Below are 19,918 nucleotides of genomic sequence, written 5' to 3' on the forward strand. Positions count from 1 at the left end.
GTTTGTTACAAATCATTGCTGACGTTTCAAATATGGCATGACAACCGCCCAATGTAACAAAGCTGTCGCATCGCGAACCTAGCGGATTGCCCGAACGGGACACGCGGGGTCCCCCAAAAAGGGCAATATCATGCGACATTTCACAGGCTTACGCCTGCAATTCCTGCTGGGCGGCGCACTTCTGGCGAGCTTTGCCGCCACGTCCGCAGCGGCGGCCGATGCGCCGATCGAGGGGGATTCGGGCTCGCTCGACGAAATCGTCGTCACCGCGACCAAGCGCGAGACCAATCTCCAGAAAACCCCGATCGCGATCAACGTGCTCAGCAGCGCCGCGCTGACCGATCGCCACGTCCAGAGCCTGTACGATCTGGCCGACGGCGCGATTCCGAGCCTGCGCGTCGCCACGTTCGAAGCGCGCCAGACCGCGCTGACGATCGGCATTCGCGGCATCGTCCCGCTCGACGCCAACCAGCCCGCGCGCGAACAGGGCGTCGGCATCTATGTCGACGGCGTCTATCTCGGCCGCCAGCACGGCCTGAATGCCGCGTTGTTCGACGTCGAGCGGATCGAGGTGCTCAAGGGGCCGCAGGGCACATTGTTCGGCCGGAACACCGAGGGCGGCGCGCTCAGCATCGTCGCCAAGGCGCCGAGCGGCGAATTCGCTTTCCGCGGTACCGCCGGCATTGCCAACTACGGTGGCTATAACGGCGACGTGCACGTCGATCTGCCGGCATGGCACGATATCGCGATCAAGGCCGACGGCGTCGTTCAATATCAGGGCGCCACGACCAAGAACCCGCTCGCCGGCCAGACCGGCTGGAACTATTTCGACCGCCGCGGGCTGCGCGTCGCCGCCCGCTATAGCGGCATCGACCGGCTGACCGTCGATCTGTCCTACGACAATGGCTATGATTCGAATTCAGCTTTCTACAGCCAGCTGCTGAACACCAATCCCAACCGCTGCGTTGCCGGGGTCGCCACCGCGGCCTGCACCCTGCCCGGCACCGCGCCGGCCACACTCACCGGCGCGGTCAAGCCGCTGTCGCCGCTCGTCCAGGTCAACGGCTCCGGCCGCATGTCCGTCGCCGACATCGGCGTGCCGCAGCAGCCGAGCGTCGACAAGACCCACGGCTACACCGCCAAGCTCGCCTACAAGCTCTCGCCCGCGATCGAGCTGCGCTCGATCACCGCGTGGCGCGGCGTCAGCTCGCGCCAATGGGACAATAGCGGCGGCGCGCACCGCCCGCCGCTCGTCACCGCAGGCTGCACCGGCAATGCCTGCAATTTCAGCCGCTACAGCCTTGCCGATCTGTTCCAGACCCAGTTCAGCCAGGAATTCCAGGCGGTCGGCAGCGTCGGGCCGGTCGATTACGTCGGCGGCCTCTATTATTTCAACGAGCATGTCAGTGATGACGCCGCCACCCCAAACTCCGTCGCGTTCAACTCCACGCTGACCTCGGTCACCGTGCTGGATCCGTGCACCGGTTCGGCCGGATTCGGTTCGGCTTACGGCTGCCGCTCGATCGACCGCGCCAGCCGCGCCAATGCCAAGAGCTATGCGGTGTTCGGGCAGGCGACCTATAATCTCGATGCGCTGCACTTCACTCTGGGCGGCCGCAACACCTGGGATCGCCGCAACGGCGCCTTGTTCGTCGTCAACAACATCGCGCGGCCCTATACCTACGAGCAGAACACCAGCCGCTTCGATCCGCTTGCGATCATCGCCTGGGATGCGGCGCAGGGCGTCAACCTCTACGCCAAATTCTCGACCGGCTATCGCTCGGGCGGTGCCAGTTCGCGCTCGGTGACCTATCGTTCGTTCGGGCCGGAGAAGGTGAAAGCCTATGAGATCGGGGCGAAGACCGAGTTCCTCGATCATCGCGTCCGCCTCAACCTGGCCGGCTACATGATGGACCGCACCGGCAGCCAGATCGACTTCAGTTCGGTGTCGTTCGATCAGATCACCGGTTCGAACCGCAACACGGTCGAAACGATCAATGCCCCCGGCACCACGAAGATTCGCGGTATCGAGGCGGATTTGACGGTCAATCCGCTCGAGGGGCTGACGCTCACCGGCAGCTATGCCTACACCTACACCAAGATCCCGCCGGTACTGAACCCGTTCACCAACGTGATCCAGAACGCCTATATCGTGTTCACCCCGCGCAACGCGGCGAGCGGTGCGATCGATTATACGGTACCGGTCAAGGGCGATACCAAGCTCAAGCTCCACCTCGACGGCAATTATGCCCAGGCGACCCAGACCTTCGACCAGTTCGCGACCAAGAACGACGCGTCGTTCATCGTCAACGGCCGCCTCTCGCTGGCGGATATCGATATGCTGAAGGGCGGCGCCAAGCTGACCCTGTCGGTGTGGACGCGCAACCTGTTCAACGAAGCGCATGTCTATCGCCGCGATCCGTCGAACAGCCTGGGCGCCCTGCCCGCGGCCGGCAGCACGGCATCGAGCATCGCCAACGTGCTGGGCGACTATGGCAATTTCAACGCACCGCGCACATTCGGTGGGGAAGCAACGGTCCGCTTCTGATCGAGCCACGCATCAAGAGTAACCGCCGGGCGCAAGCCCGGTGGTTACCCGGAGCGGGATAAGTTCATACGAAGCGTATCGGATCTGCCTCCATGCCGATCGTCACCGGCAGGTACGCCACCACGTCGCCATCGCCTTGCAGCGGCACGGTGGGCGGCCCGCTGATCACCAGTTCGCGGCAGGTAAAGCTATGGGCATCCGCGAGATCGGGAACGCGATTGCGGAACATCGCCCACACGAACCGCAGGAACGCCCGGCGCGTCGCGACCGGCAGCGCGACGACATGCAATGACGGATCGGCTCCTGTGGCGTCCGGCGCAAAGCTCCATGGGCCGGCAAAATACGGTCCCTTGGCGATATAGACCGCCTCGCATTCGGTGACAGCGCCGTCATGGTGCAGCACCAGCTTCGGCCGCGGCCAGCGCGCCAATACCCGCAGGAAGGCCGCGACATAAGCGTAGCGGCCGAGCCGTGCCTTCATCGCCGACGACACTCCGGCGACGGCATGACTGTCCGGCCCGGCGCTGGCGCAGGCGAGCAGGGGCAACCCGGCGATGCTGGCGAAATGGCGGACATTCGGCAGGCCTTCGAGCAAGCGGCGCGCAAATGCCTCGGGTTTGGCCGGGCAGCGATATTCCATCGCGACGAGATTGACCGTGCCGCCCGGATACACGCTGACGGCGACCGGCCTGTCGAGCTTGCGGGCGGCATCGACGACGTAGCGCAACGTTCCGTCCCCGCCGACCGCGCAGACATGGTCTGCCCTCGGGTCGATCGCCAGCGGTGCGTAGCCGCTATCGGTCAGCAGGACCTCCGTCCCCCGCGCCTCCAGCGTCCGGCACAAAGCCGCTGCCCGTGCACGCAACCGCGCGCCGGGCGTGGGGGTGAGGAAAAGCTGAATGAAGCGATGTGGCATTCGGCGGCAGATAGGGGGAAACACCTGTCGCGCAAAGCACATTTCACACGGCGTATGTTGGCCCAACGCCTCGGGCTGGGTAGATGTCAATTCGGACCGGGCCGGGCTAAGCCCGAAGCATGTGGGAGCGACCTGCCGTGGCCGACGATTCCAAGATCACCCCTATACGGCGAACGGAGCCGCGCCTCGGCAAAGCGGCCACGGTTTCGATCAGGATCGGGGAGCGGGCCACCTTCGATGCCGGCATTAGCAGCACCGGCTTGCTCGCGGTCGCCGCGCTCGTATCGGGCATCCTGCTGTCGAGCGCGGTGATCGTTCTGGCAGCCGGACGGAGAAAGCCCCCACTCCGCTGAACTCGCTCTTCCGACGAACCTTTTACTCCCAGATCGACGCGATCACGCCACTCTTCGGATAGGCCACCAGCAGGTCCGCGCCCTCATCGAGGGTGAGCGCCGATTCGCCCTCGGCCATCCAGGCCTCGCCCGCCTGCCAGGTCTGGCCGTCGATCGTGCCGGTGCCGGTGATCGGCACCAGCCACATCGGCCGACCGTCGCCTTTGAGCGTGCCCGATCCCGCCTTGGTCCAGCGTTCGAGCACGAACGCCGGGCCATCGGCGAGGATCGCACGCCCCTCCGCGATCTCGTGCGCCTTGTACGGTGCGACATAGGGGACGGGGTTGCTGACCGCGACGCCATCCTTGAGGTGCAGTTCACGCGAACTACCGTAATCATAGAGGCGGTAGGTGAGATCCACATTCTGCTGGACCTCGATCACGGTCAGCCCCGGCCCGATCGCATGGACCGTGCCGGCGGGCGTATAATAGGAATCGTCCTTCTTGACCGCCTTCCAGTCGAGCAATTGCTCGATCGAGCCATCGAGCGCCGATTCGCGCAGTTGCTCCTTGGTCATCACCTGGAGCGTGCCGATCGCGATCGAGGCATGCGGCTCGGCATCGAGCACCACCCATGCCTCGTCCTTGCCGCGGGGATAGCCGCGCGCCTGCGCGTCCTTGTCGTCGGGGTGGACCTGGACCGACAATTTGTCGCTGGTGAACAGATATTTGATCAGTAGCTCAGGCCCGCCGGTGGTGCCGTCCTTCTCGCCCGGCACTTCGAACCAGACCTCGCCGACCGGCTCGCCGCCGGGGGCGACGTCGGGGAAACCGGGCCAGAGCGTGTCGCGGCCCCACGGCTTCTCGACGCGTTTGGTGGTGAGACGAATGGCGGACATCACAATCTCCGGAATAGCGCGGAAGGCACCCTTGCCGCCGAACGTCGGGAAAGGCGATGGCGTTCCTGCCCGAAGCGAAACGATTTGGAGTAAAATGCCCTGCACCTCCCCGAGCATGCCCGGGGAGGATCCTTGGAGGTCAGTTCGCGAGCGTCGTATCGACCTTGTCGACCCACTCCGGGTAGAAGCAGGGCTGCCGGTTCGACCAGCCGGGCGCGGTCGCGGCGGCTTCGCTGATCGACTGGAGCAGGGTCCGGCGCTTTTCCGGGTGCAGATGCGGCAGCGCCGCCGCTGCGCAGAAGGCGCCGGGAAGCCACGGCCGCACGCCGCCGCCGACGAGGCGTTCGTAGAGGAAGCGGTAGGCGGCGAAATTGCTCAGCCGCCCCTGCCCCAGATCGAACGCCGAGATCGTCACCAGCGGCGCGAAGAAGGGTTCCATCTGATCGAGCCCGCTATCGTCGGGCAGATGTTCGCGAATGTGATCGAGCCGGCAGTAGATGCGGGCCTGCGCCTTGATGCTGGCAGCTTCCACCACATCGCGCGACCAGCGCGCCATCGCATCGGTGCGGCCGAGCCCGACATCCAGCGCGCGTCGGATATAACGCTGGGTTGCTGCGGGAAAACCCGCAAACTCCTTCATTTCGGCCAGTGCCATCGCTCCGTCGGCCGGCCTCATCTGCACGCCCATACTCGCTCGCCCTCCACCCCAGAGACGCCCGAAACTAAGCACGGCATACTTGCCGAGAGCTTAACCCTGGCATTCGCTCGAATACGGAAGGAATCATAGTTCGTGCTGCAATGCAACATAGCAATCGCGCAACAAACTCATGAAATATGTGGATATGTTCGGCGGCAGCCAGGAGCGCCGGTCAGCCGACCTTCCGCAGCGACCACGGCATCGTAACGCCTTCGGGCGGCACCTCGCCCGCCACCACCAGAGCATGCGCCGGGCGCGGTCGGCCGGCGGGATCGACCCACAGGCTCGGCTCGATCTGCAGCGTTCCGCCGCGGGTGCGAAACTGCCACGCCGGCCCTTCCTCGACCCGCAGCAACGCGCCCTGCCCATCGGCGGTCAGCACCGTCTCGATGCCCGGCGCGAGATGAAACCGGATCGCGAACCCCAGCGCGCCGCCGGGCCGCCTGCGCGCCGCGGGCTCGAGCCGGTCCTCGCCCTCCAGCATGCGCCCGTTGGCTTCCAGCAACAGCCGGCGGCGGTGGACCAGCCCGAAGCGGCGGACATAGCCGTCATGGCTGCTTTCGATCCGCGTGCCCGCCTCGCTCGTCCCGCGGGTCAGCGATACTTCGGTGACGCCGCGCCCGAGCGTGCCATCGTCGTTGAGCGACGTCGAATTGGTATCGGCCAGCACCAGCGTCGAGTGCGCCGCGGTGGTGCGCAAGCCCTCGGCCAGTTCCTTGGGCTGACCGCGCCCGCCACCGCAATTGACGATCAGCCGCTGCGGACCGTCCGACATCTCGAAAGCCAGGGTCGAGGCGCAGCCGCCCTTGGTGAGCGCGGCGCCCGGCGGGGGGCCGGCATCCATCACCAGCACGACCTGTCCCCCGGTCAACCGCTGATAGCCCCAGTCGCGGGCATCGTCATGGGGCCCGGTCCGCACGCCCGCGGCCGCCACCGCCGCCGCAACGCGGCCCCCGGAGGTCGGACGACCGCCCTGCCAGCTCGAAAGGCCGCCGTCGCCCATCGTCGCGCTCATCAGGATCGGCACGCCGCTGTTGAGCGCGCGCGCCACAGCGCCCGATGGCGGCCGCGCCCGCACCTCGTAGACCGAACGCAGCTGCGCCAGCAACTCGATCAGCGCCAGTTGCTCGGCCGGCACGCGCGAGCACAGCCCGCCATCGTCATGCATCGCCAGCGCCAGCGCCTTGGCGATCCCGCCCTCGCCCTGCCCCGCGCGCGCATCGCCGCCGGGAATCAGCAGGCCTGCCGCGATCACCCCCGACCAGGCCGCGACCCGCGGCAGGCCCTGTGCCGCGCCGTCCGCGGTGCGATCGAGGTGGCGGGCACCCCGGGCCAATGCGTGGAGCACCTCCTTGCGATACTCCACGTCGTAGGTGTCGAGGATGAAGGGGGCATAGGCCGCCCAGAACAGGATGCGCCGCCCCCACAGATCGGGGCGCCAGGCGGGCTCGCTGACGATGCGGGCGTGGCGATCGAGCCAGCGCCGCATCAGATCCTGCGCCACCGGCGCGCCGTCGCGTCGCGCGGTTGCAGCCGCCAGATCGCGCAGCCAGGCGAAGCTGTGGAGGTAATCGGCGAATGCGGGCGAGAAGCCGCCGCGCCCGAGCGCCTCGATCGCGACCGATTCGCCGCTGTGGAGCATCCGCCCCTCAAGCAGGGCACGCCCCGCGCGCGGGCTCCCCGGAATCGGATCGGCCGGCACGTCGAGCAACTGCACCGGATAGCGCCCGCGCAGCCGCAGGCCGTGCAGGGGCGTGCGCCACGACAGGCGATTGAGTCCGTTCGCCAGACGCTCGGCCAGACTGGAGCCGCGTGCGCCCCCCGCCCGCAACTTCTGCGTCTTGTCGTCGCCCGCGCCGGGCTCGTCGCTCATCAGGCGTGGCCGCGCAGCGCCGCGATATTGGCGGCATATTGCGAGGGACCGCCCTTGAAGGTCGCCGTACCCGCCACCAGCGCATCGGCGCCCGCCGCGATCGCCTTCGCCGCCGTCACCGGATCGATCCCGCCATCGACCTCGAGGTCGATCGGCCGCCCGGTCGCGTCGATCCGAGCGCGGATCGCCTCGATCTTGCGGAGCTGGCTGTCGATGAAATGCTGCCCGCCGAAACCCGGATTGACGCTCATCACCAGCACCAGATCGACCAGATCGATCAGGTAATCGAGCACGCTCTCCGGCGTCCCCGGGTTGAGCACCACGCCCGCGCGCTTGCCGAGCGACTTGATGTGCTGGAGCGTGCGGTGGATATGCGGGCCGGCCTCGGGATGGACCGTCAGCGTGTCCGCGCCGGCCTCGGCAAAGGCATCGAGATAGAGGTCGATCGGCGAGATCATCAGGTGGACGTCGAGCAGCTTCTGCGTGTGCGGGCGGATCGCCTTCACCACCGCCGGGCCGATCGTGATGTTGGGGACGTAATGGCCGTCCATCACGTCGACATGGATCCAGTCGGCCCCCGCCTTGTCGACCGCCGCGACCTCCTCGCCCAGCTTGGCGAAATCGGCGGACAGGATCGAGGGGGCGATGCGGACGGGGCGGGCCATGGTCTCCGTCCTAGAGCAGCTTGCGACGCTGGGGAATCCGGTTTCGGAGACGCTGCGGCATCACCCAGCCCGCCGGAACCGCGCGACAAAGAAGCCGTCCGCATCGGCCGTCACCCCGGGCAGGACCCGCACGCGGCCGGCCTCGTCGGGCGCGAAACCCGCGGGCAACTCCGCCGCCGCGACCGGATCCGCGACGAAGCCAGCATGGCTGGCGAGGAACGCGTCGGCCACAGCCTCGCCCTCCTCGGGCTCGAGCGAGCAGACCGAATAGACCAGCCGCCCGCCGGGCTTCACCCAGCTCGCCGCGCGCGCCAGCATCGCGCGCTGCTTCTCGGCCAGCCCCGCGATCGCGCGCGGGCGGACGCGGTGGAGGACGTCGGGATGGCGGCGGAAGATGCCCGTCGCCGAGCAGGGCGCGTCGAGCAGCACCGCATCGGCGGGTCCGGCGGGCGTGAAGGTCAGCGCATCGCCGACCAGCAGCTTCGCCTTGAGCCCGGTCCGCCTGAGGTTCTCGCCGACGCGCTTGAGCCGCGAGTCGGACAGATCGATCGCCGTGACGTCCCAGCCGGCCGCGGCAAGCTGCATCGTCTTGCCCCCCGGCGCGGCGCACAGATCGAGCGCATGCCCGGACCCCGCGCCCAGCAAGCGGGCCGGCAGCGACGCCGACAGGTCCTGTACCCACCACGCTCCCTCGGCGAAGCCGGGCAGTTCGGTGACCCGCGCCGCGGCGAGCCGGACATGGCCGGGCGCGAGGCTCTCGCCGCCAAGGGTCTCGGCCCATGCGGCCGTCGCCGCGGGATCGCGCAGCGTCAGGTCGAGCGGCGGCGGCACGGCGATCATCCGCGCCGCGGCCTCGACCATCGCCTCGCCCCAGGTCCGCGCCCAGCGCTCGCCGACTTCGCCCGGCAGCGAGGGCGGATCGGGCATGGTCACGCCCTTGCGCATCAGCGCCCCGAACACGCCATGGACCAGCCGCTTCGGCCCGCCATCGACGAGCGGCAGCACGGTCGCGATGGCGGCATGCGGCGGGGTGCCGAGCCGGATCGCCTGCACCAGCGCGATCCGCAGCACGAAGCGCGCCTTGGCGTCGTCGGGCAGCGGCTTCGCGGTCGCGCTGTCGATCAGCGCATCGAGATCGGTGAGGTGGCGCAGCACCTCGGCCACGATCGCGTGCGCCAGCGCGCGATCCTCGGCCCGCTCCAAGCCTTGTGCCGCACGATCGAGCGCGCTCTCCAGCGGCAGCCCGCGCCGCAGCACCGCGTCGAGCAGCTTCAGCGCCGCCGCACGCGCGGGCACGCCGACCACAGACCGCTCGGGGGCCTTCTCGGTCTCACTCATCTTGTCTGAACCATCATCGCGGCCCATGTGGACGCGTGGAGGCCCTGCCGCAATGACCACCGAACCATCCCGCCGCCCGCCGCACCTGAAGCCCCCCGCGCACCTCTCGCCCAACACTCCCGTGCCCGCGCCCTCGGCCGAGCCGCCCAAGCCCGAGGACGGCCTGTCGCCGACCCGCTATGGCGACTGGGAGCGCAAGGGCATCGCGGTCGACTTTTAGGTTTCGTTTCAACCACTTGTTTCGTCACCCCGGGCTTGACCCGGGGTCCCGCTGCCTTTCTGCGGAACGGAAGAAGCGGGACCCCGGCTCAAGGCCGGGATGACGGGTGTGGGAATACTCACAACGCCTCGCTCCTGAGCGGGCGGGCGAGCAGGGTGCCGATCACGTCGGCCACCCGGCTGGTGCCCGAGAGCAGTTCCGCCACCGCCTCCGAGATCGGCATCTCGACGCCCACCGCGCGCGCCGCCTGAACCAGCACCGGCGCGGTGAAGGCGCCCTCGGCCACCGTCCGCCGATCGGCCAGCAACGCCTGCGCCGCCGCCCCGCGCCCGAGCCCCAGCCCGAGCGAGAAGTTGCGCGATTGTTCGGACGAGCAGGTCAGCACCAGATCGCCCAACCCCGACAGCCCCGCCAAAGTCTCGGCCTTGGCCCCGCGCGCCAGCCCGAACCGCGTCATCTCGGCAAAGCCGCGCGCGATCAGCGCCGCCCGCGCATTGCGCCCGAGCCCCGCCCCTTCGACCACCCCGCACGCGATCGCGAGCACGTTCTTGACCGCCCCGCCGATCTCGGCGCCGACCACGTCGGTCGATCGATAGGGGCGGAACGCGGGTTGTGCGATCCGCTCGGCCAGCCGCCCGGCGACATCCTCGTCGGCGCAGGCGAGGGTCACCGCGGTCGGCAGCCCCTGCGCCACCTCGCTCGCGAAGGTCGGCCCGGACAGCACCGCCACCGGCGCCTCGGGACACACTTCAGCCGCCGCCTCGGACATCAAGGCCATCGTCCCCGCCTCGATCCCCTTCGCGCACAGCAGCAACGGCGTCGTCCCCACCGGCGTCCGCGCGAGGATGCCGCGCATATGCTGGGCGGGCGTCACCACCAGCAACGCCTCGCACCCCGCCAGATCGGCGAGCGAGGCGGTCGCCCGCACGCCGGCGGCCAGATCGACGCCGGGCAGATAGAGCGGGTTGGCGTGGGCATCGTTGATCGCCTCGGCCACTTCGGGCTCGTGCGCCCACAGCAGCACGTCGCCCCCTTGCGCCGCCACCTGCGCCAGGGCCGTGCCCCACGCGCCCGCGCCGATCACCCCGATCGTCATGCCTTCACTCCCGCGCCGCGCGCTTTCTCCGCCGTCGGATCGAGCGGCCAGCGCGCGCGCGCCGGCACGTCGAGCGGATCGGTCAGCCCGGCGGCGAAGCGCTCGGCCCCGGCCCAGGCGATCATCGCGGCATTGTCGGTGCACAGCCAGCCCGGCGGGGCGACGAAGGGCAGATCATGCTGCGCCGCCAGCGCGGTCAGCGCGCCGCGCACCGCCGCATTGGCCGCGACCCCACCCGCCACCACCAGAGCGGTCGGCCGATCGGCACGGCGCAGCGCCAGCCGGGTGCGATCGATCAGGCAATCGACCACCGCCTGCTGGAACGAGGCGGCGATATCCTCGGCGCTATGGATGCCGGCCTCATGCGCGCGCAGGACGGCGCTCTTGAGCCCGGCGAAGGAGAAATGCGGCTCGCCCGATCCCACCAAAGGCCGCGGCAACGGCACCGCGCGCGGATCGCCGAGCGCCGCCGCCCGCTCGACCGCCGGCCCGCCGGGAAAGCCCAAGCCCAGCACCTTGGCGCTCTTGTCGAACGCCTCGCCCGCGGCATCGTCGATCGTCGTCGCCAGCCGGCGATAGTCACCGACGCCGCGCACCTCGAGCAACTGGCAATGCCCGCCCGAGACGAGCAGCAGCAGATAGGGGTAGGCCAGATCGGGATCGGCCAGCCGCGGCGAGAGCGCATGCCCCTCCAGATGGTTGACCGCGACCATCGGCTTGCCCGCCGCGAGCGCCAGCGCCTTGGCGGTGACGAGCCCGACCATCACCCCGCCGATCAGCCCCGGCCCCGCCGTCGCCGCGATCGCATCGACGTCACGCAGGCTCACCCCCGCATCCGCCATCGCACCTTCGACCAGCGGCATCAGCGCCTCGACATGCGCCCGCGCCGCAATCTCGGGCACGACGCCGCCATAGGGCGTATGCGCCGCCTCCTGCCCCGCCAGCCGATGCGCCAGGATGCGCCGATCGCCGGTGACGAGCGCGGCGGCGGTTTCATCGCACGAGGATTCGAGACCGAGGATCAGCATGGGCCGAGCGCCTTACCCCCACGACGCGGGCACGTCATCCCTCGGCCGGCTTCCCTGTTTTTCCCTGTTATTGCGCCCGGAACAGGGAAAATCGGTGTTTTTGGTTGGTGGCGGGGGCCCCGATCGGGCTGATCGCCGAGGGAAGAGGCGGCGTTTTCCCTGTCCGTCCGAACAGGGAACAAAATACCGGCAAAGTCACCCAAACAGCGCAGCAAGATGTCGATAAATCCGCATTGTTCGGGGGAAGACGGGGAGTATAAAAGATCATCGTCAAAGCTGTGTCCTCCACCTCCTCATTATAACATTCAAGATCCTCCCCGGCACGGGGAGGGGGACCATGCGTAGCATGGTGGAGGGGGCCCACCGCGAGCGATTTATTTCACCCAAAAAAGAAGAAAGTGGTTCGCGCAGAGGCGCGGAGCCGCGGAGATTTCCGTCATCCCCGCGAAGGGCACCCCACAAAGTACTACTTTGTGGGGACCCGGAAGGCGGGGATCCATAAACTCCGAACCTTTGAGAATATGGATCCCCGCCTTCGCGGGGATGACGGATCACCCTGAAGTCATCACGCTCCAGCTTCGCTGAACTGCGCTGTGCGCCCCGTCACCCGTCACCCCGGGCGAAGACCCGGGGTCCCGCTTCTATGCAGAACAAGCGGGACCCCGCATCACGTGCGGGGTGACGATCGAAGAATGAGCGCGGCGAACCGCACCCTCCCCGCACCTCTGCGCGAACCCCTGATTTTCCGTCTTCCCGGAGGGCAAGATGACCCCCACCCCCGCCTACGAGGTCGGCCGCAACCGCCCGCCGGTCGAGCATCGCTTCCAGCCCGGCCGATCGGGCAACCCGCGCGGCCGCCCGCGCAGGCCGAAGCGCGATTATCGCGGCACCTATGGCGCGTCCTGGCTCGACGATGTCGTGCTCGACGAGGTCTATCGCCATGTGCCGATCGAGGCGGACGGCCGCATCGTCTACCTCACCACGCTCCAGGCCGCCGTCCGCGCGATCGGGGCGGCGGCGGCGCAGGGGAGCCGGCTCCACGCCCGCCTCCTGTTCGAGCTGACCGACCGCATCGAGACCCGCCGCGCCGCCCAGCGCACCGCGATCCTCAGGGACGCGCTCGACGCCAAGACCGGCTGGGCCGAGCTCTGCGCGCTGGCCGAGCAGCAGGACCAGCCCCTCCCCGAGCCGCCCCACCCCCACCCCGACACGCTCCACATCGACCCGCGCACCGGCCTGGTCGCGACCGACGAAGTGCTGTGGGAGGGCACAGTGCCCGAGGCCGAACCGGCAGAACCGACCCAACCCGAAGCCGACCCCGCCGCGACGCCGACGCCCGCCTGTGCCCTGAACCCAGCCTCGGCCGAAGCCCCCACCGACACACCGGCGGAGCCCACTCCTCAAACGACCGGCGCGCCCGACGCGGAGCCCGACGAAACACCCCCACTGCGCCCCACCGTGCGCGCCCTCCCACCCGGCATCGCCTTCACCACGCTCCGCACCGTGCTGGCCCACAACCGCCGCTGGTACCGCACGACGACCGAACGCCTCGCCCATATCGAACCGGAACCGCTGCCGCCCCCGCCGCCGGAAAGGCCATGGTCCGATTATAGCGAGGAGGAGAAAGCGGAGGTCATGCGGAAGCTGGACGAGATGTATTGATGGCGGACGATCTTATCCATCGCGAGAGCATCAGCCACGAGGATCTGGTCGCGATCAGATGCGTACGGGCAAGATACTAACCTTCATCGTCGCCACAGTATTGCTCGACGAGTTGCGCGTGCTGCTAACCGCGGCCGGCGCGAGCCGACTCGTGATCGCGCGGGCACATGAGTGGGACGGCTACCCGAGTGGCGAGGGCACGTTATCCTCGGCATTCCCCGCCGCTTCCGCACCCCGCCCGTCAAAAAACACGGTAAATGCACTTTTCGGTTGAATTTATGCATTTATCAGTCGATACAATGCGTCAAATCATAGGGCTATGCACGCAACGTGGAACATCTTGCAGTAATTCAGTCACTTTGCCGGGTGGGACTTGCGAGCGGAGACGAAAAGTTTCGCAAGCAAGTCGAGCGCTTACGTGACCGCTTAAAAAAGGGCGGAGACGGAGAAGCGGCCGAAACAATCGAGTTGCTACTCCAAGCCGGTGAGAGGATCGCGACGCTTCAGCCGAGTCGGGTTGAGTTGTCGCGGAGCATGGTCGGAGACCAGCTTAGTTCATTGACAAACCCGCCTTTTGACAAGGAAAGCGGCGCGCCGCTCGCCCAGTTGATCTTCGATGCAGCGCTGACCAACCTTCCGCCCGTGCTGACCGATGAGTTGGAACAGGCGCTTGCTGCCATGCTGCGTGAATGGGCCGATTACGACAGTCTGCGAAGGCTTGGAATCGCGCCCACACACAGCGCGTTGATATTTGGAGCGCCGGGCACCGGCAAGACTGTTACCGCAATGCACATAGCAGCCCAACTCGGCTTGCCGGTGGTGCTGGCCCGCCTCGACGGCATAATGAGTTCGTTCTTAGGCACGACGGCTCGCAACATCGGCACCCTGTTCGAGTTCGCCAACCGCTATCGCTGCGTCCTGCTGCTGGATGAATTCGACGCACTGGCGAAGCTGCGCGACGACCCTCAGGAGGTTGGGGAAATCAAGCGTGTAGTGAACAGTCTTCTGCAGTGTCTCGACGTGCGGGCGCCCTTAGGACTCACGGTTGCCGTGACTAATCATCCAAATTTGCTCGACCCAGCAATCTGGCGACGCTTTGAAGTAAAGATCGAAATGCCCTTTCCGCCCGCTACCGCGCGCGAGCGACTGATCGCGGAATTCCTTTCACCGTTGAAGGTTCAAGATAGCGCCCTGCATTTGCTGGCTTGGGCTTCCGATGGCGCCAGCGGAGCGGACATCCGCGGGATGGCTCATGCAATAAAGCGCTACTACGTTTTGGAGAGGGCCGACTCTGACGACCTGCATCTCGATGCGAACGAAGTCCTCGCCGCTTTACAGCGCTATCAGATTACAAGCGCCGACCTCCGGGACCGGCCAAGGCTTGCAGTACTAAGGGAAGAACCTCGCATAATAGCGAAGTCGCTGCTGGGGAACGTTGGCGGAATATTTACTCAGGTTTCGGTGGCACAGCTTCTTGGCAGAGATCAGGGAACGATCAGCCGATGGATGAAGGAGGAGCCGGCATAACCGGCTGTGGCAAATGGCTAACAATCCCGTCCAGATCGTATTGAACGATAACGACTACGTGGTGCCGCCGGAACCGGGAAAGGGTGGGCCGCCGCACGACTTCTTTGCCGGCCGAGATGAAGAGTTCGCTAAACACAAAGCCAAGCTGGCGGGCAGCATCCAGCGCTTAGCCAGCCAACTGGATGCTGAGATAACGGGCAGAGCAGGTTATGTGCGAGTCAAGCTGCGCGATCGCGCCTTGGCGAAGTCTCATCGGCCCGTCCGGGCGCTGTTCAGGCCCGATCTTTTCCCTAGCGTAGGCGCCGCCGGGCTAGGCGAAATTTACTACTTTGCTGAAGCGAATAAGCTGGCCGACTTGGTGAATGTCGTTTCAGAAGCCGAGCCGCAAACTAACTGGGTGGAGAAAGAAGATGGAAGCTTCGAAGCGCGTCCGTCGGTAATCCGCTCGGAGGTGGGAGCAGTAGAGGACATCTCAATCCCAGATCCAGTTGCTAAGCGACGGTTTGACGCCCAGACTGCAGTTGCTTGGCTTTCCGATGCGCGCACCGGTGGCTACTATCTCCTTGAACTATTTGAGAATCCGCGCGACGCCGAACGCCGCGACCCTCAAATGGCCGCGGTTCCTGGAGAGCGGTCGTTATCCGGCAGCCTTGAAGCGCTGCTGAGAAACCTTGGCCGCGGTATCGTGGCGTGGCGCCTTCCGGAAGCTGGCGGAGAGACACCGATCGCGCTCAAGCTCACCGCACGCCAAGCGCCGGCGCTGCTATCCGCCACTCGGCCGCCCGACACGATATCAAGTGAAATCGACGTGGATCTTAACCGCCATGAAGAGGCGCTTAATCGACTAGTGCAGCATCCGTCGGTTCGCCGCATTTCTTTGCCCTTACGAGTGGAACTATCGGAAGCTGAAGGAATGCCGAGCGACAGAGTGGGTGCACTCCCAGCGCGAATGCCTAATATACGCTATCCGAAGGTCGGCGTAATAGACTCGGGCCTTGGTCCTGCGCTTGAACAATGGATTCTTGGGCGGCACGACTACCTCGATGAGGATGAGGTCGACCGCGAGCACGGATCATTTGTCGGTGGATTAATCGTCGGTGCGGCCGGCATGAACCCCGAGCTACCCGGGCTGGAGGCCGATGGCTGCGAGTTAGTCGACCTCGCTCTTTATCCCAAAGGTGAGTTTCTCGACAGCTACCGCAATGGTTTCGACGACTTCTTGGCAGAGATGGATCAAGCGATCGGAGAAGCAGTTCGAAACCACGGTATCCGTGTCGTCAATCTAAGTATCAACGCGGTTTCGCCAGTCGAAGCTGACAACTACAGCTATTATGCTGCACGCCTCGATAAAATTGCGGATAAGCACGACGTAGTAATTGTAAACTCTGCTGGCAACCTTTCGGGAAACTCCCTACGGGCCCCTTGGCCAAAACGACCAAGTGATGCCGTCCGATATTTTGCCGCGCGAACTGATCCGGATACGATATTCAAGCCAACCGAAAGCGTGCGATGCATCTCGGTAGGAGCGATCAATCCGCCGGGCTGCAATCTCCATCGCGAAGGATTACCCACGACATACACCCGGCGAGGCCCTGGCCTCCGCGTTGGGTGCAAGCCAGATGTGGCGCACTTTGGCGGCAACGATGGATCCGGGCCGTCGGCTAACCACCTCCTAGCCTCGCTATCACCGGAAGGTGACGTACTGACAAATTGCGGAACGAGCTTCGCGGCACCGCTGGTTTCAAAGGCGCTTGCATCGCTTGAGAGCGTGATCGAAGGGTATCTGCCCGCCCACGCACTCCGCGCACTCCTGATCCACAATTGCGTCAATCCGTCCGCATTGACCGCGCGTGGGCTTTCTACGTTATCGCGCCAGTTTGTCGGGTTTGGAATGCCCGTGCTCACGAGCGAAATGCTGGTCACGGATGACCATTCAATTACCTTGGTGTTTCAAAGTGTGATACCTAACGATGTCGTAAGGCCGAAGGTGTTGCGCTTCGACTTCGACTGGCCTCAAGCCTTGGTCGACCCGGCAACCGGATCTTGTAGGGGCGACGCTACGGCCACGCTGGTATATCAGCCTCCAATCGACGGGGCATTTGGCGCGGAATTCGTCCGGGTGAACCTCGACGCCAAGCTTCAGCAGCGCCAGCGCGCCACACGCAAAGACGGCTCGCCGAGCTATCGGGATCGTTTCGACCAGTCGTTCTTACCCAAGACGGCGGGACAGCCCGTTCCGGAAAAGGAACTGATCAATCAAGGCCTAAAGTGGTGGCCGACGAAGCGCTATCATGCGCGCCTTAGCGAAGCAGGGGTTGGTGAGAGTTCACAGTGGAGGCTGGAAGTATCCGCGACGCGACGCGCGGAAACACGGTTTCCTGCGACGGGCGTGCCCTTCACTCTGGTTGTCACAATACGCGATCCAGAGGGTATCGCCCCCATCTTCCAGCAGATGAAGCGGACGTTGCAGGCGGGTCGAGTCCAGTTAAGCGAATTGACGACCCATCAGCGGATACAGGCGAGGCGCTAAATTCGGGCAGCAGCATTCCTCTTTAGCATCGACTACATCATATTTGGCGGCGTTCTTGTTTTCACGAGCGCATCTGGCAGGGGAGAGGCGTGAGTTTAGCAAACCCACCCCGCCGCCTCATTCCCGAACCATTCAGGCACACCCCCGCAGGAGCACGCCCTTCAGGCCGTTGCCGAGTCCCGGAGTCAGCTTCATTGAACGGCCTTGTCAGGCGCTTCTCATTCGAATGGGCCACGCCATCGCGCCGGCTCGCGGCATTCGGGGCCGCCATGCTGGTCGAGCTCGTGCTGCTGCTCGTCCTGCTCGGGCTGACGCCGCATTTCGGCCCGAAGCCCGATCGCAAGAGCCTGACGGTGCTGAGCATCACGCCCGAGCCGGTGGCGCATCCGAAGACCGAGCCCGTCGTGCCGCAGCCGAAGCGGGCGGCGACGCAGCCCAGCCATAGCCAGCCACCGGCGCCGGTGACGATGCCGACGGTGACCGCCCCGCCGCCGCCAATCGTCCAGACGCCGCAGCCGGCGCCCGTCCCGACACCGCCGCCGACCCCGGCACCGGCCGCGCCCGCCGCCCCCAAGGCGGTCTACGGGCCGCCCGCGCCGGGGCCCGATCCCAACGATTCGGCCATCGTCGGCACCGCGCCCAATGGCGAGCCGCTTTATGCCGCCGCCTGGTTCCGCGAGCCCTATCCGGACGAGCTGCGCGGCTATCTCTCGACCGCGCAGGGGCCGGGCTGGGCGATGATCGCCTGCCGCACGGCGCCGGAGTGGCGGGTCGAGGATTGCGTCGGGCTGGGGGAATCGCCCGAAGGATCGAATATCGAGCGATCGGTGCTCGCCGCCGCGTGGCAGTTCAAGGTGCGGCCGCCGCGTTACAAGGGCCGGTCGCTGGTGGGATCGTGGGTGCGGATCCGGATCACCTATGGGGAGCGGGTGGAGGGCTTGGGGCCTTCGCGGCGATAGGCGGCCCGGTCGCGCCGTGCGCGTTTCCGTGCGGCGGCGATCCGGATTCCGCGCCGCGGGATCGGCCGCGGGCTTGCATGGCGCCGTCGCCGGCGCCAATCAGCCGCGATGCGCATCGCTTTGTTCGAGCCCGAAATCGCCGGCAATGTCGGCGCCGTCCTGCGGCTCGGCGCCTGCATGGGCGCGGCGGTGGACCTGATCGAGCCGATGGGGTTCGCCTGGGACGACAAGCGCGTGCGCCGCACCGCGATGGATTATATCGATCATGTCGCGATCGCGCGCCACGCCGGCTTCGATGCGTTCCGCGCGACGATCGGCGCGAGCCGGCTGGTGCTGTTCACCACCAAGGCGCGGCAATCGCCCTACACGTTCGCCTTCCGGCCCGACGATATCCTGCTGTTCGGCAAGGAGAGCGCGGGCGTGCCGGCGGCGGTGGCCGATGCCTGCGACGAGAAATTGCGCATCCCGATGCGGCCGCAGGTGCGATCGATGAACCTGGCGACATCGGCCGCGCTCGCGCTGGGCGAGGCGCTGCGCCAGACCGCGACCTTGCCGGCGTGACCGGCCCGGCTTGGCATTTGGCGCCGCGCGGCTAAGACGCGCGCATCATGACACGTCACCTTCGTCTCGGCACCCGGGGCTCCCCGCTCGCGCTCTGGCAGGCCAGCATGGTCGCCGATGCGATCCGCCTGGCGCATGGGCTCGGGCCCGAGGCGATCGAGATCGTGCCCATCCGCACCACCGGCGACAAGGTGCAGGATCGCGCGCTGGCCGAGGTCGGCGGCAAGGCGGTGTGGACCAAGGAGCTCGATCGCGCCTTGCTCGACGGCGAGATCGATCTGGCGGTCCATTCGATGAAGGATGTCGAGACGATCCGCCCGGCGGCCATCGTCATCGCCGCGATCCCGCCGCGCGCCGACGTGCGCGACCGGCTGATCGGGGCGGAGAGCCTTGCCGCCCTGCCGGCCAACCCGCGGGTCGGCACCTCCTCCCCGCGCCGCGCCGCGCAGGTGCGCCGCGCGCGGCCCGATGCGGCGATCCTGCTGTTCCGGGGCAATGTCGATACGCGGCTGCGGAAGCTGGCCGAGGGCGAGGCGGATGCCACCCTGCTCGCCGCGGCCGGGCTCGACCGGCTGGGGCGCGAGGGCGTCGGCAGCGCGATCGCGGTCGAGGCGATGCTGCCCGCTCCGGCGCAGGGCGCAGTCGGGGTGGAGGCGCGCGCGGACGACGCCGAGCTGCTCGCGCTGCTCGCGGCGATCGACCATCCGGTGACGAGCGCGTGCGTGCGGGCCGAGCGCGCGTTCCTCGCGGCGCTGGGGGCGGATTGCCGCTCGCCGGTGGCGGCGCTGGCCGAGATGGCGACGCGCGATGCGATCCACCTGCGCGCCGAGATATTGAGCGAGGATGGCGCATTGTGCGAGGCGGGGGCGGTGACGTTCGCGCTGGACGATGGCGAAGGGCCCGCACGGCTGGCGCGCATCCTGCTGGAGCGCGCGCCGCCGGGCTTGCGCGCGTTGTTCGGGTGACCTCCTCCCAATCCCGTCATGCTGAACGCGTTCCAGGATCCACCAGGCAATTGGCACGGACGGTGCGGCACGCATGGTGGACCCTGAAACGAGTTCAGGGTGA

17 protein-coding genes are annotated in these 19,918 nt (G+C 66.9%); 9 read left to right on the top strand and 8 right to left on the bottom strand.

What is annotated here, in order from left to right:
- Positions 1-130: 130 nt before the first annotated feature.
- Positions 131-2,548: a TonB-dependent receptor gene (locus AB4Z44_RS16590; RefSeq protein ID WP_404710791.1), complete on the top strand. Its 2,418-nt coding sequence runs from the start codon at positions 131-133 to the stop codon at positions 2,546-2,548.
- Between the two features lie 64 nt (positions 2,549-2,612).
- Here the strand turns inward: AB4Z44_RS16590 and AB4Z44_RS16595 are convergent, their stop codons facing one another.
- Positions 2,613-3,464, bottom strand: coding sequence for a diacylglycerol/lipid kinase family protein (locus AB4Z44_RS16595; RefSeq protein ID WP_404710792.1), 852 nt, complete (start codon positions 3,462-3,464; stop codon positions 2,613-2,615).
- Positions 3,465-3,601: 137 nt separating this feature from the next.
- Between AB4Z44_RS16595 and AB4Z44_RS16600 the strand changes: the two genes are divergently transcribed.
- Entirely contained in the window at positions 3,602-3,817 is a 216-nt protein-coding gene (locus AB4Z44_RS16600; protein WP_404710793.1) for a hypothetical protein, read from the top strand.
- A gap of 22 nt (positions 3,818-3,839) precedes the next feature.
- Here the strand turns inward: AB4Z44_RS16600 and AB4Z44_RS16605 are convergent, their stop codons facing one another.
- The 5 genes from AB4Z44_RS16605 to AB4Z44_RS16625 form a co-directional block, all read right to left on the bottom strand.
- Positions 3,840-4,694 carry a class I mannose-6-phosphate isomerase gene (locus AB4Z44_RS16605; RefSeq protein WP_404710794.1) on the bottom strand — a complete coding sequence of 285 codons (855 nt, stop codon included), beginning with the start codon at positions 4,692-4,694 and terminating at the stop codon, positions 3,840-3,842.
- 139 nt (positions 4,695-4,833) lie between these two features.
- Positions 4,834-5,382, bottom strand: coding sequence for a hypothetical protein (locus AB4Z44_RS16610; RefSeq protein WP_404710795.1), 549 nt, complete (start codon positions 5,380-5,382; stop codon positions 4,834-4,836).
- Positions 5,383-5,563: 181 nt separating this feature from the next.
- On the bottom strand, positions 5,564-7,264 hold the full coding sequence (locus AB4Z44_RS16615; protein WP_404710796.1) for a heparinase II/III family protein: 1,701 nt from the start codon (positions 7,262-7,264) through the stop codon (positions 5,564-5,566).
- Positions 7,264-7,929, bottom strand: a complete 666-nt coding sequence (rpe, locus tag AB4Z44_RS16620; RefSeq protein ID WP_404710797.1) for a ribulose-phosphate 3-epimerase — start codon at positions 7,927-7,929, stop codon at positions 7,264-7,266. Before rpe ends, AB4Z44_RS16615 begins: the two co-directional genes overlap by 1 nt.
- A 60-nt stretch (positions 7,930-7,989) precedes the next feature.
- Entirely contained in the window at positions 7,990-9,267 is a 1,278-nt protein-coding gene (locus AB4Z44_RS16625) for an RsmB/NOP family class I SAM-dependent RNA methyltransferase (RefSeq protein ID WP_404710798.1), read from the bottom strand.
- Between the two features lie 52 nt (positions 9,268-9,319).
- Between AB4Z44_RS16625 and AB4Z44_RS16630 the strand changes: the two genes are divergently transcribed.
- Entirely contained in the window at positions 9,320-9,487 is a 168-nt protein-coding gene (locus AB4Z44_RS16630) for a DUF1674 domain-containing protein (protein ID WP_404710799.1), read from the top strand.
- A gap of 118 nt (positions 9,488-9,605) precedes the next feature.
- On the opposite strand, the gene AB4Z44_RS16635 is transcribed toward AB4Z44_RS16630, so the two are convergent.
- Positions 9,606-10,583, bottom strand: a complete 978-nt coding sequence (locus AB4Z44_RS16635) for an NAD(P)H-dependent glycerol-3-phosphate dehydrogenase (protein ID WP_404710800.1) — start codon at positions 10,581-10,583, stop codon at positions 9,606-9,608.
- On the bottom strand, positions 10,580-11,611 hold the full coding sequence (gene tsaD / locus AB4Z44_RS16640; RefSeq protein WP_404710801.1) for a tRNA (adenosine(37)-N6)-threonylcarbamoyltransferase complex transferase subunit TsaD: 1,032 nt from the start codon (positions 11,609-11,611) through the stop codon (positions 10,580-10,582). The genes AB4Z44_RS16635 and tsaD overlap by 4 nt, the downstream gene beginning before the upstream one ends.
- Positions 11,612-12,376: 765 nt before the next feature.
- On the opposite strand from tsaD, the gene AB4Z44_RS16645 reads away from it, so the two are divergent.
- The 6 genes from AB4Z44_RS16645 (at position 12,377) to hemC (ending at position 19,815) form a co-directional block, all read left to right on the top strand.
- Complete coding sequence (locus AB4Z44_RS16645) at positions 12,377-13,273, top strand: DUF5681 domain-containing protein (protein ID WP_404710802.1); 897 nt, start codon at positions 12,377-12,379, stop codon at positions 13,271-13,273.
- A gap of 330 nt (positions 13,274-13,603) precedes the next feature.
- Positions 13,604-14,800: an AAA family ATPase gene (locus AB4Z44_RS16650; RefSeq protein WP_404710803.1), complete on the top strand. Its 1,197-nt coding sequence runs from the start codon at positions 13,604-13,606 to the stop codon at positions 14,798-14,800.
- A gap of 13 nt (positions 14,801-14,813) precedes the next feature.
- Positions 14,814-17,330, top strand: a complete 2,517-nt coding sequence (locus AB4Z44_RS16655) for a S8 family peptidase (protein ID WP_404710804.1) — start codon at positions 14,814-14,816, stop codon at positions 17,328-17,330.
- Positions 17,331-17,599: 269 nt separating this feature from the next.
- Complete coding sequence (locus AB4Z44_RS16660) at positions 17,600-18,289, top strand: hypothetical protein (protein ID WP_404710805.1); 690 nt, start codon at positions 17,600-17,602, stop codon at positions 18,287-18,289.
- A gap of 108 nt (positions 18,290-18,397) precedes the next feature.
- Complete coding sequence (locus AB4Z44_RS16665) at positions 18,398-18,850, top strand: tRNA (cytidine(34)-2'-O)-methyltransferase (protein ID WP_404710806.1); 453 nt, start codon at positions 18,398-18,400, stop codon at positions 18,848-18,850.
- A 47-nt stretch (positions 18,851-18,897) separates the two neighbouring features.
- The gene (gene hemC, locus AB4Z44_RS16670) at positions 18,898-19,815 is read left to right on the top strand and encodes a hydroxymethylbilane synthase (RefSeq protein WP_404710807.1); all 918 of its coding nucleotides are present in this window, start codon (positions 18,898-18,900) and stop codon (positions 19,813-19,815) included.
- Positions 19,816-19,918 lie beyond the last annotated feature (103 nt).

It is taken from the genome of Sphingomonas sp. MMS24-J13, from assembly GCF_044905095.1.
Classification (GTDB): domain Bacteria; phylum Pseudomonadota; class Alphaproteobacteria; order Sphingomonadales; family Sphingomonadaceae; genus Sphingomonas_I.

Bases quoted from the DNA above. Each gene is read 5' to 3' on its own strand.
- AB4Z44_RS16590 (WP_404710791.1), top strand. From the start codon at position 131: ATGCGACATTTCACAGGCTTACGCCTGCAATTCCTGCTGGGCGGCGCA.
- AB4Z44_RS16665 (WP_404710806.1), top strand. From the start codon at position 18,398: ATGCGCATCGCTTTGTTCGAGCCCGAAATCGCCGGCAATGTCGGCGCC.
- AB4Z44_RS16595 (WP_404710792.1), bottom strand. From the start codon at position 3,464: ATGCCACATCGCTTCATTCAGCTTTTCCTCACCCCCACGCCCGGCGCG.
- AB4Z44_RS16630 (WP_404710799.1), top strand. From the start codon at position 9,320: ATGACCACCGAACCATCCCGCCGCCCGCCGCACCTGAAGCCCCCCGCG.
- AB4Z44_RS16625 (WP_404710798.1), bottom strand. From the start codon at position 9,267: ATGAGTGAGACCGAGAAGGCCCCCGAGCGGTCTGTGGTCGGCGTGCCC.
- AB4Z44_RS16660 (WP_404710805.1), top strand. From the start codon at position 17,600: ATGCTGGTCGAGCTCGTGCTGCTGCTCGTCCTGCTCGGGCTGACGCCG.
- AB4Z44_RS16645 (WP_404710802.1), top strand. From the start codon at position 12,377: ATGACCCCCACCCCCGCCTACGAGGTCGGCCGCAACCGCCCGCCGGTC.
- AB4Z44_RS16605 (WP_404710794.1), bottom strand. From the start codon at position 4,694: ATGTCCGCCATTCGTCTCACCACCAAACGCGTCGAGAAGCCGTGGGGC.
- AB4Z44_RS16610 (WP_404710795.1), bottom strand. From the start codon at position 5,382: ATGGGCGTGCAGATGAGGCCGGCCGACGGAGCGATGGCACTGGCCGAA.
- AB4Z44_RS16635 (WP_404710800.1), bottom strand. From the start codon at position 10,583: ATGACGATCGGGGTGATCGGCGCGGGCGCGTGGGGCACGGCCCTGGCG.
- AB4Z44_RS16615 (WP_404710796.1), bottom strand. From the start codon at position 7,264: ATGAGCGACGAGCCCGGCGCGGGCGACGACAAGACGCAGAAGTTGCGG.
- hemC (WP_404710807.1), top strand. From the start codon at position 18,898: ATGACACGTCACCTTCGTCTCGGCACCCGGGGCTCCCCGCTCGCGCTC.
- tsaD (WP_404710801.1), bottom strand. From the start codon at position 11,611: ATGCTGATCCTCGGTCTCGAATCCTCGTGCGATGAAACCGCCGCCGCG.
- AB4Z44_RS16655 (WP_404710804.1), top strand. From the start codon at position 14,814: ATGGCTAACAATCCCGTCCAGATCGTATTGAACGATAACGACTACGTG.
- rpe (WP_404710797.1), bottom strand. From the start codon at position 7,929: ATGGCCCGCCCCGTCCGCATCGCCCCCTCGATCCTGTCCGCCGATTTC.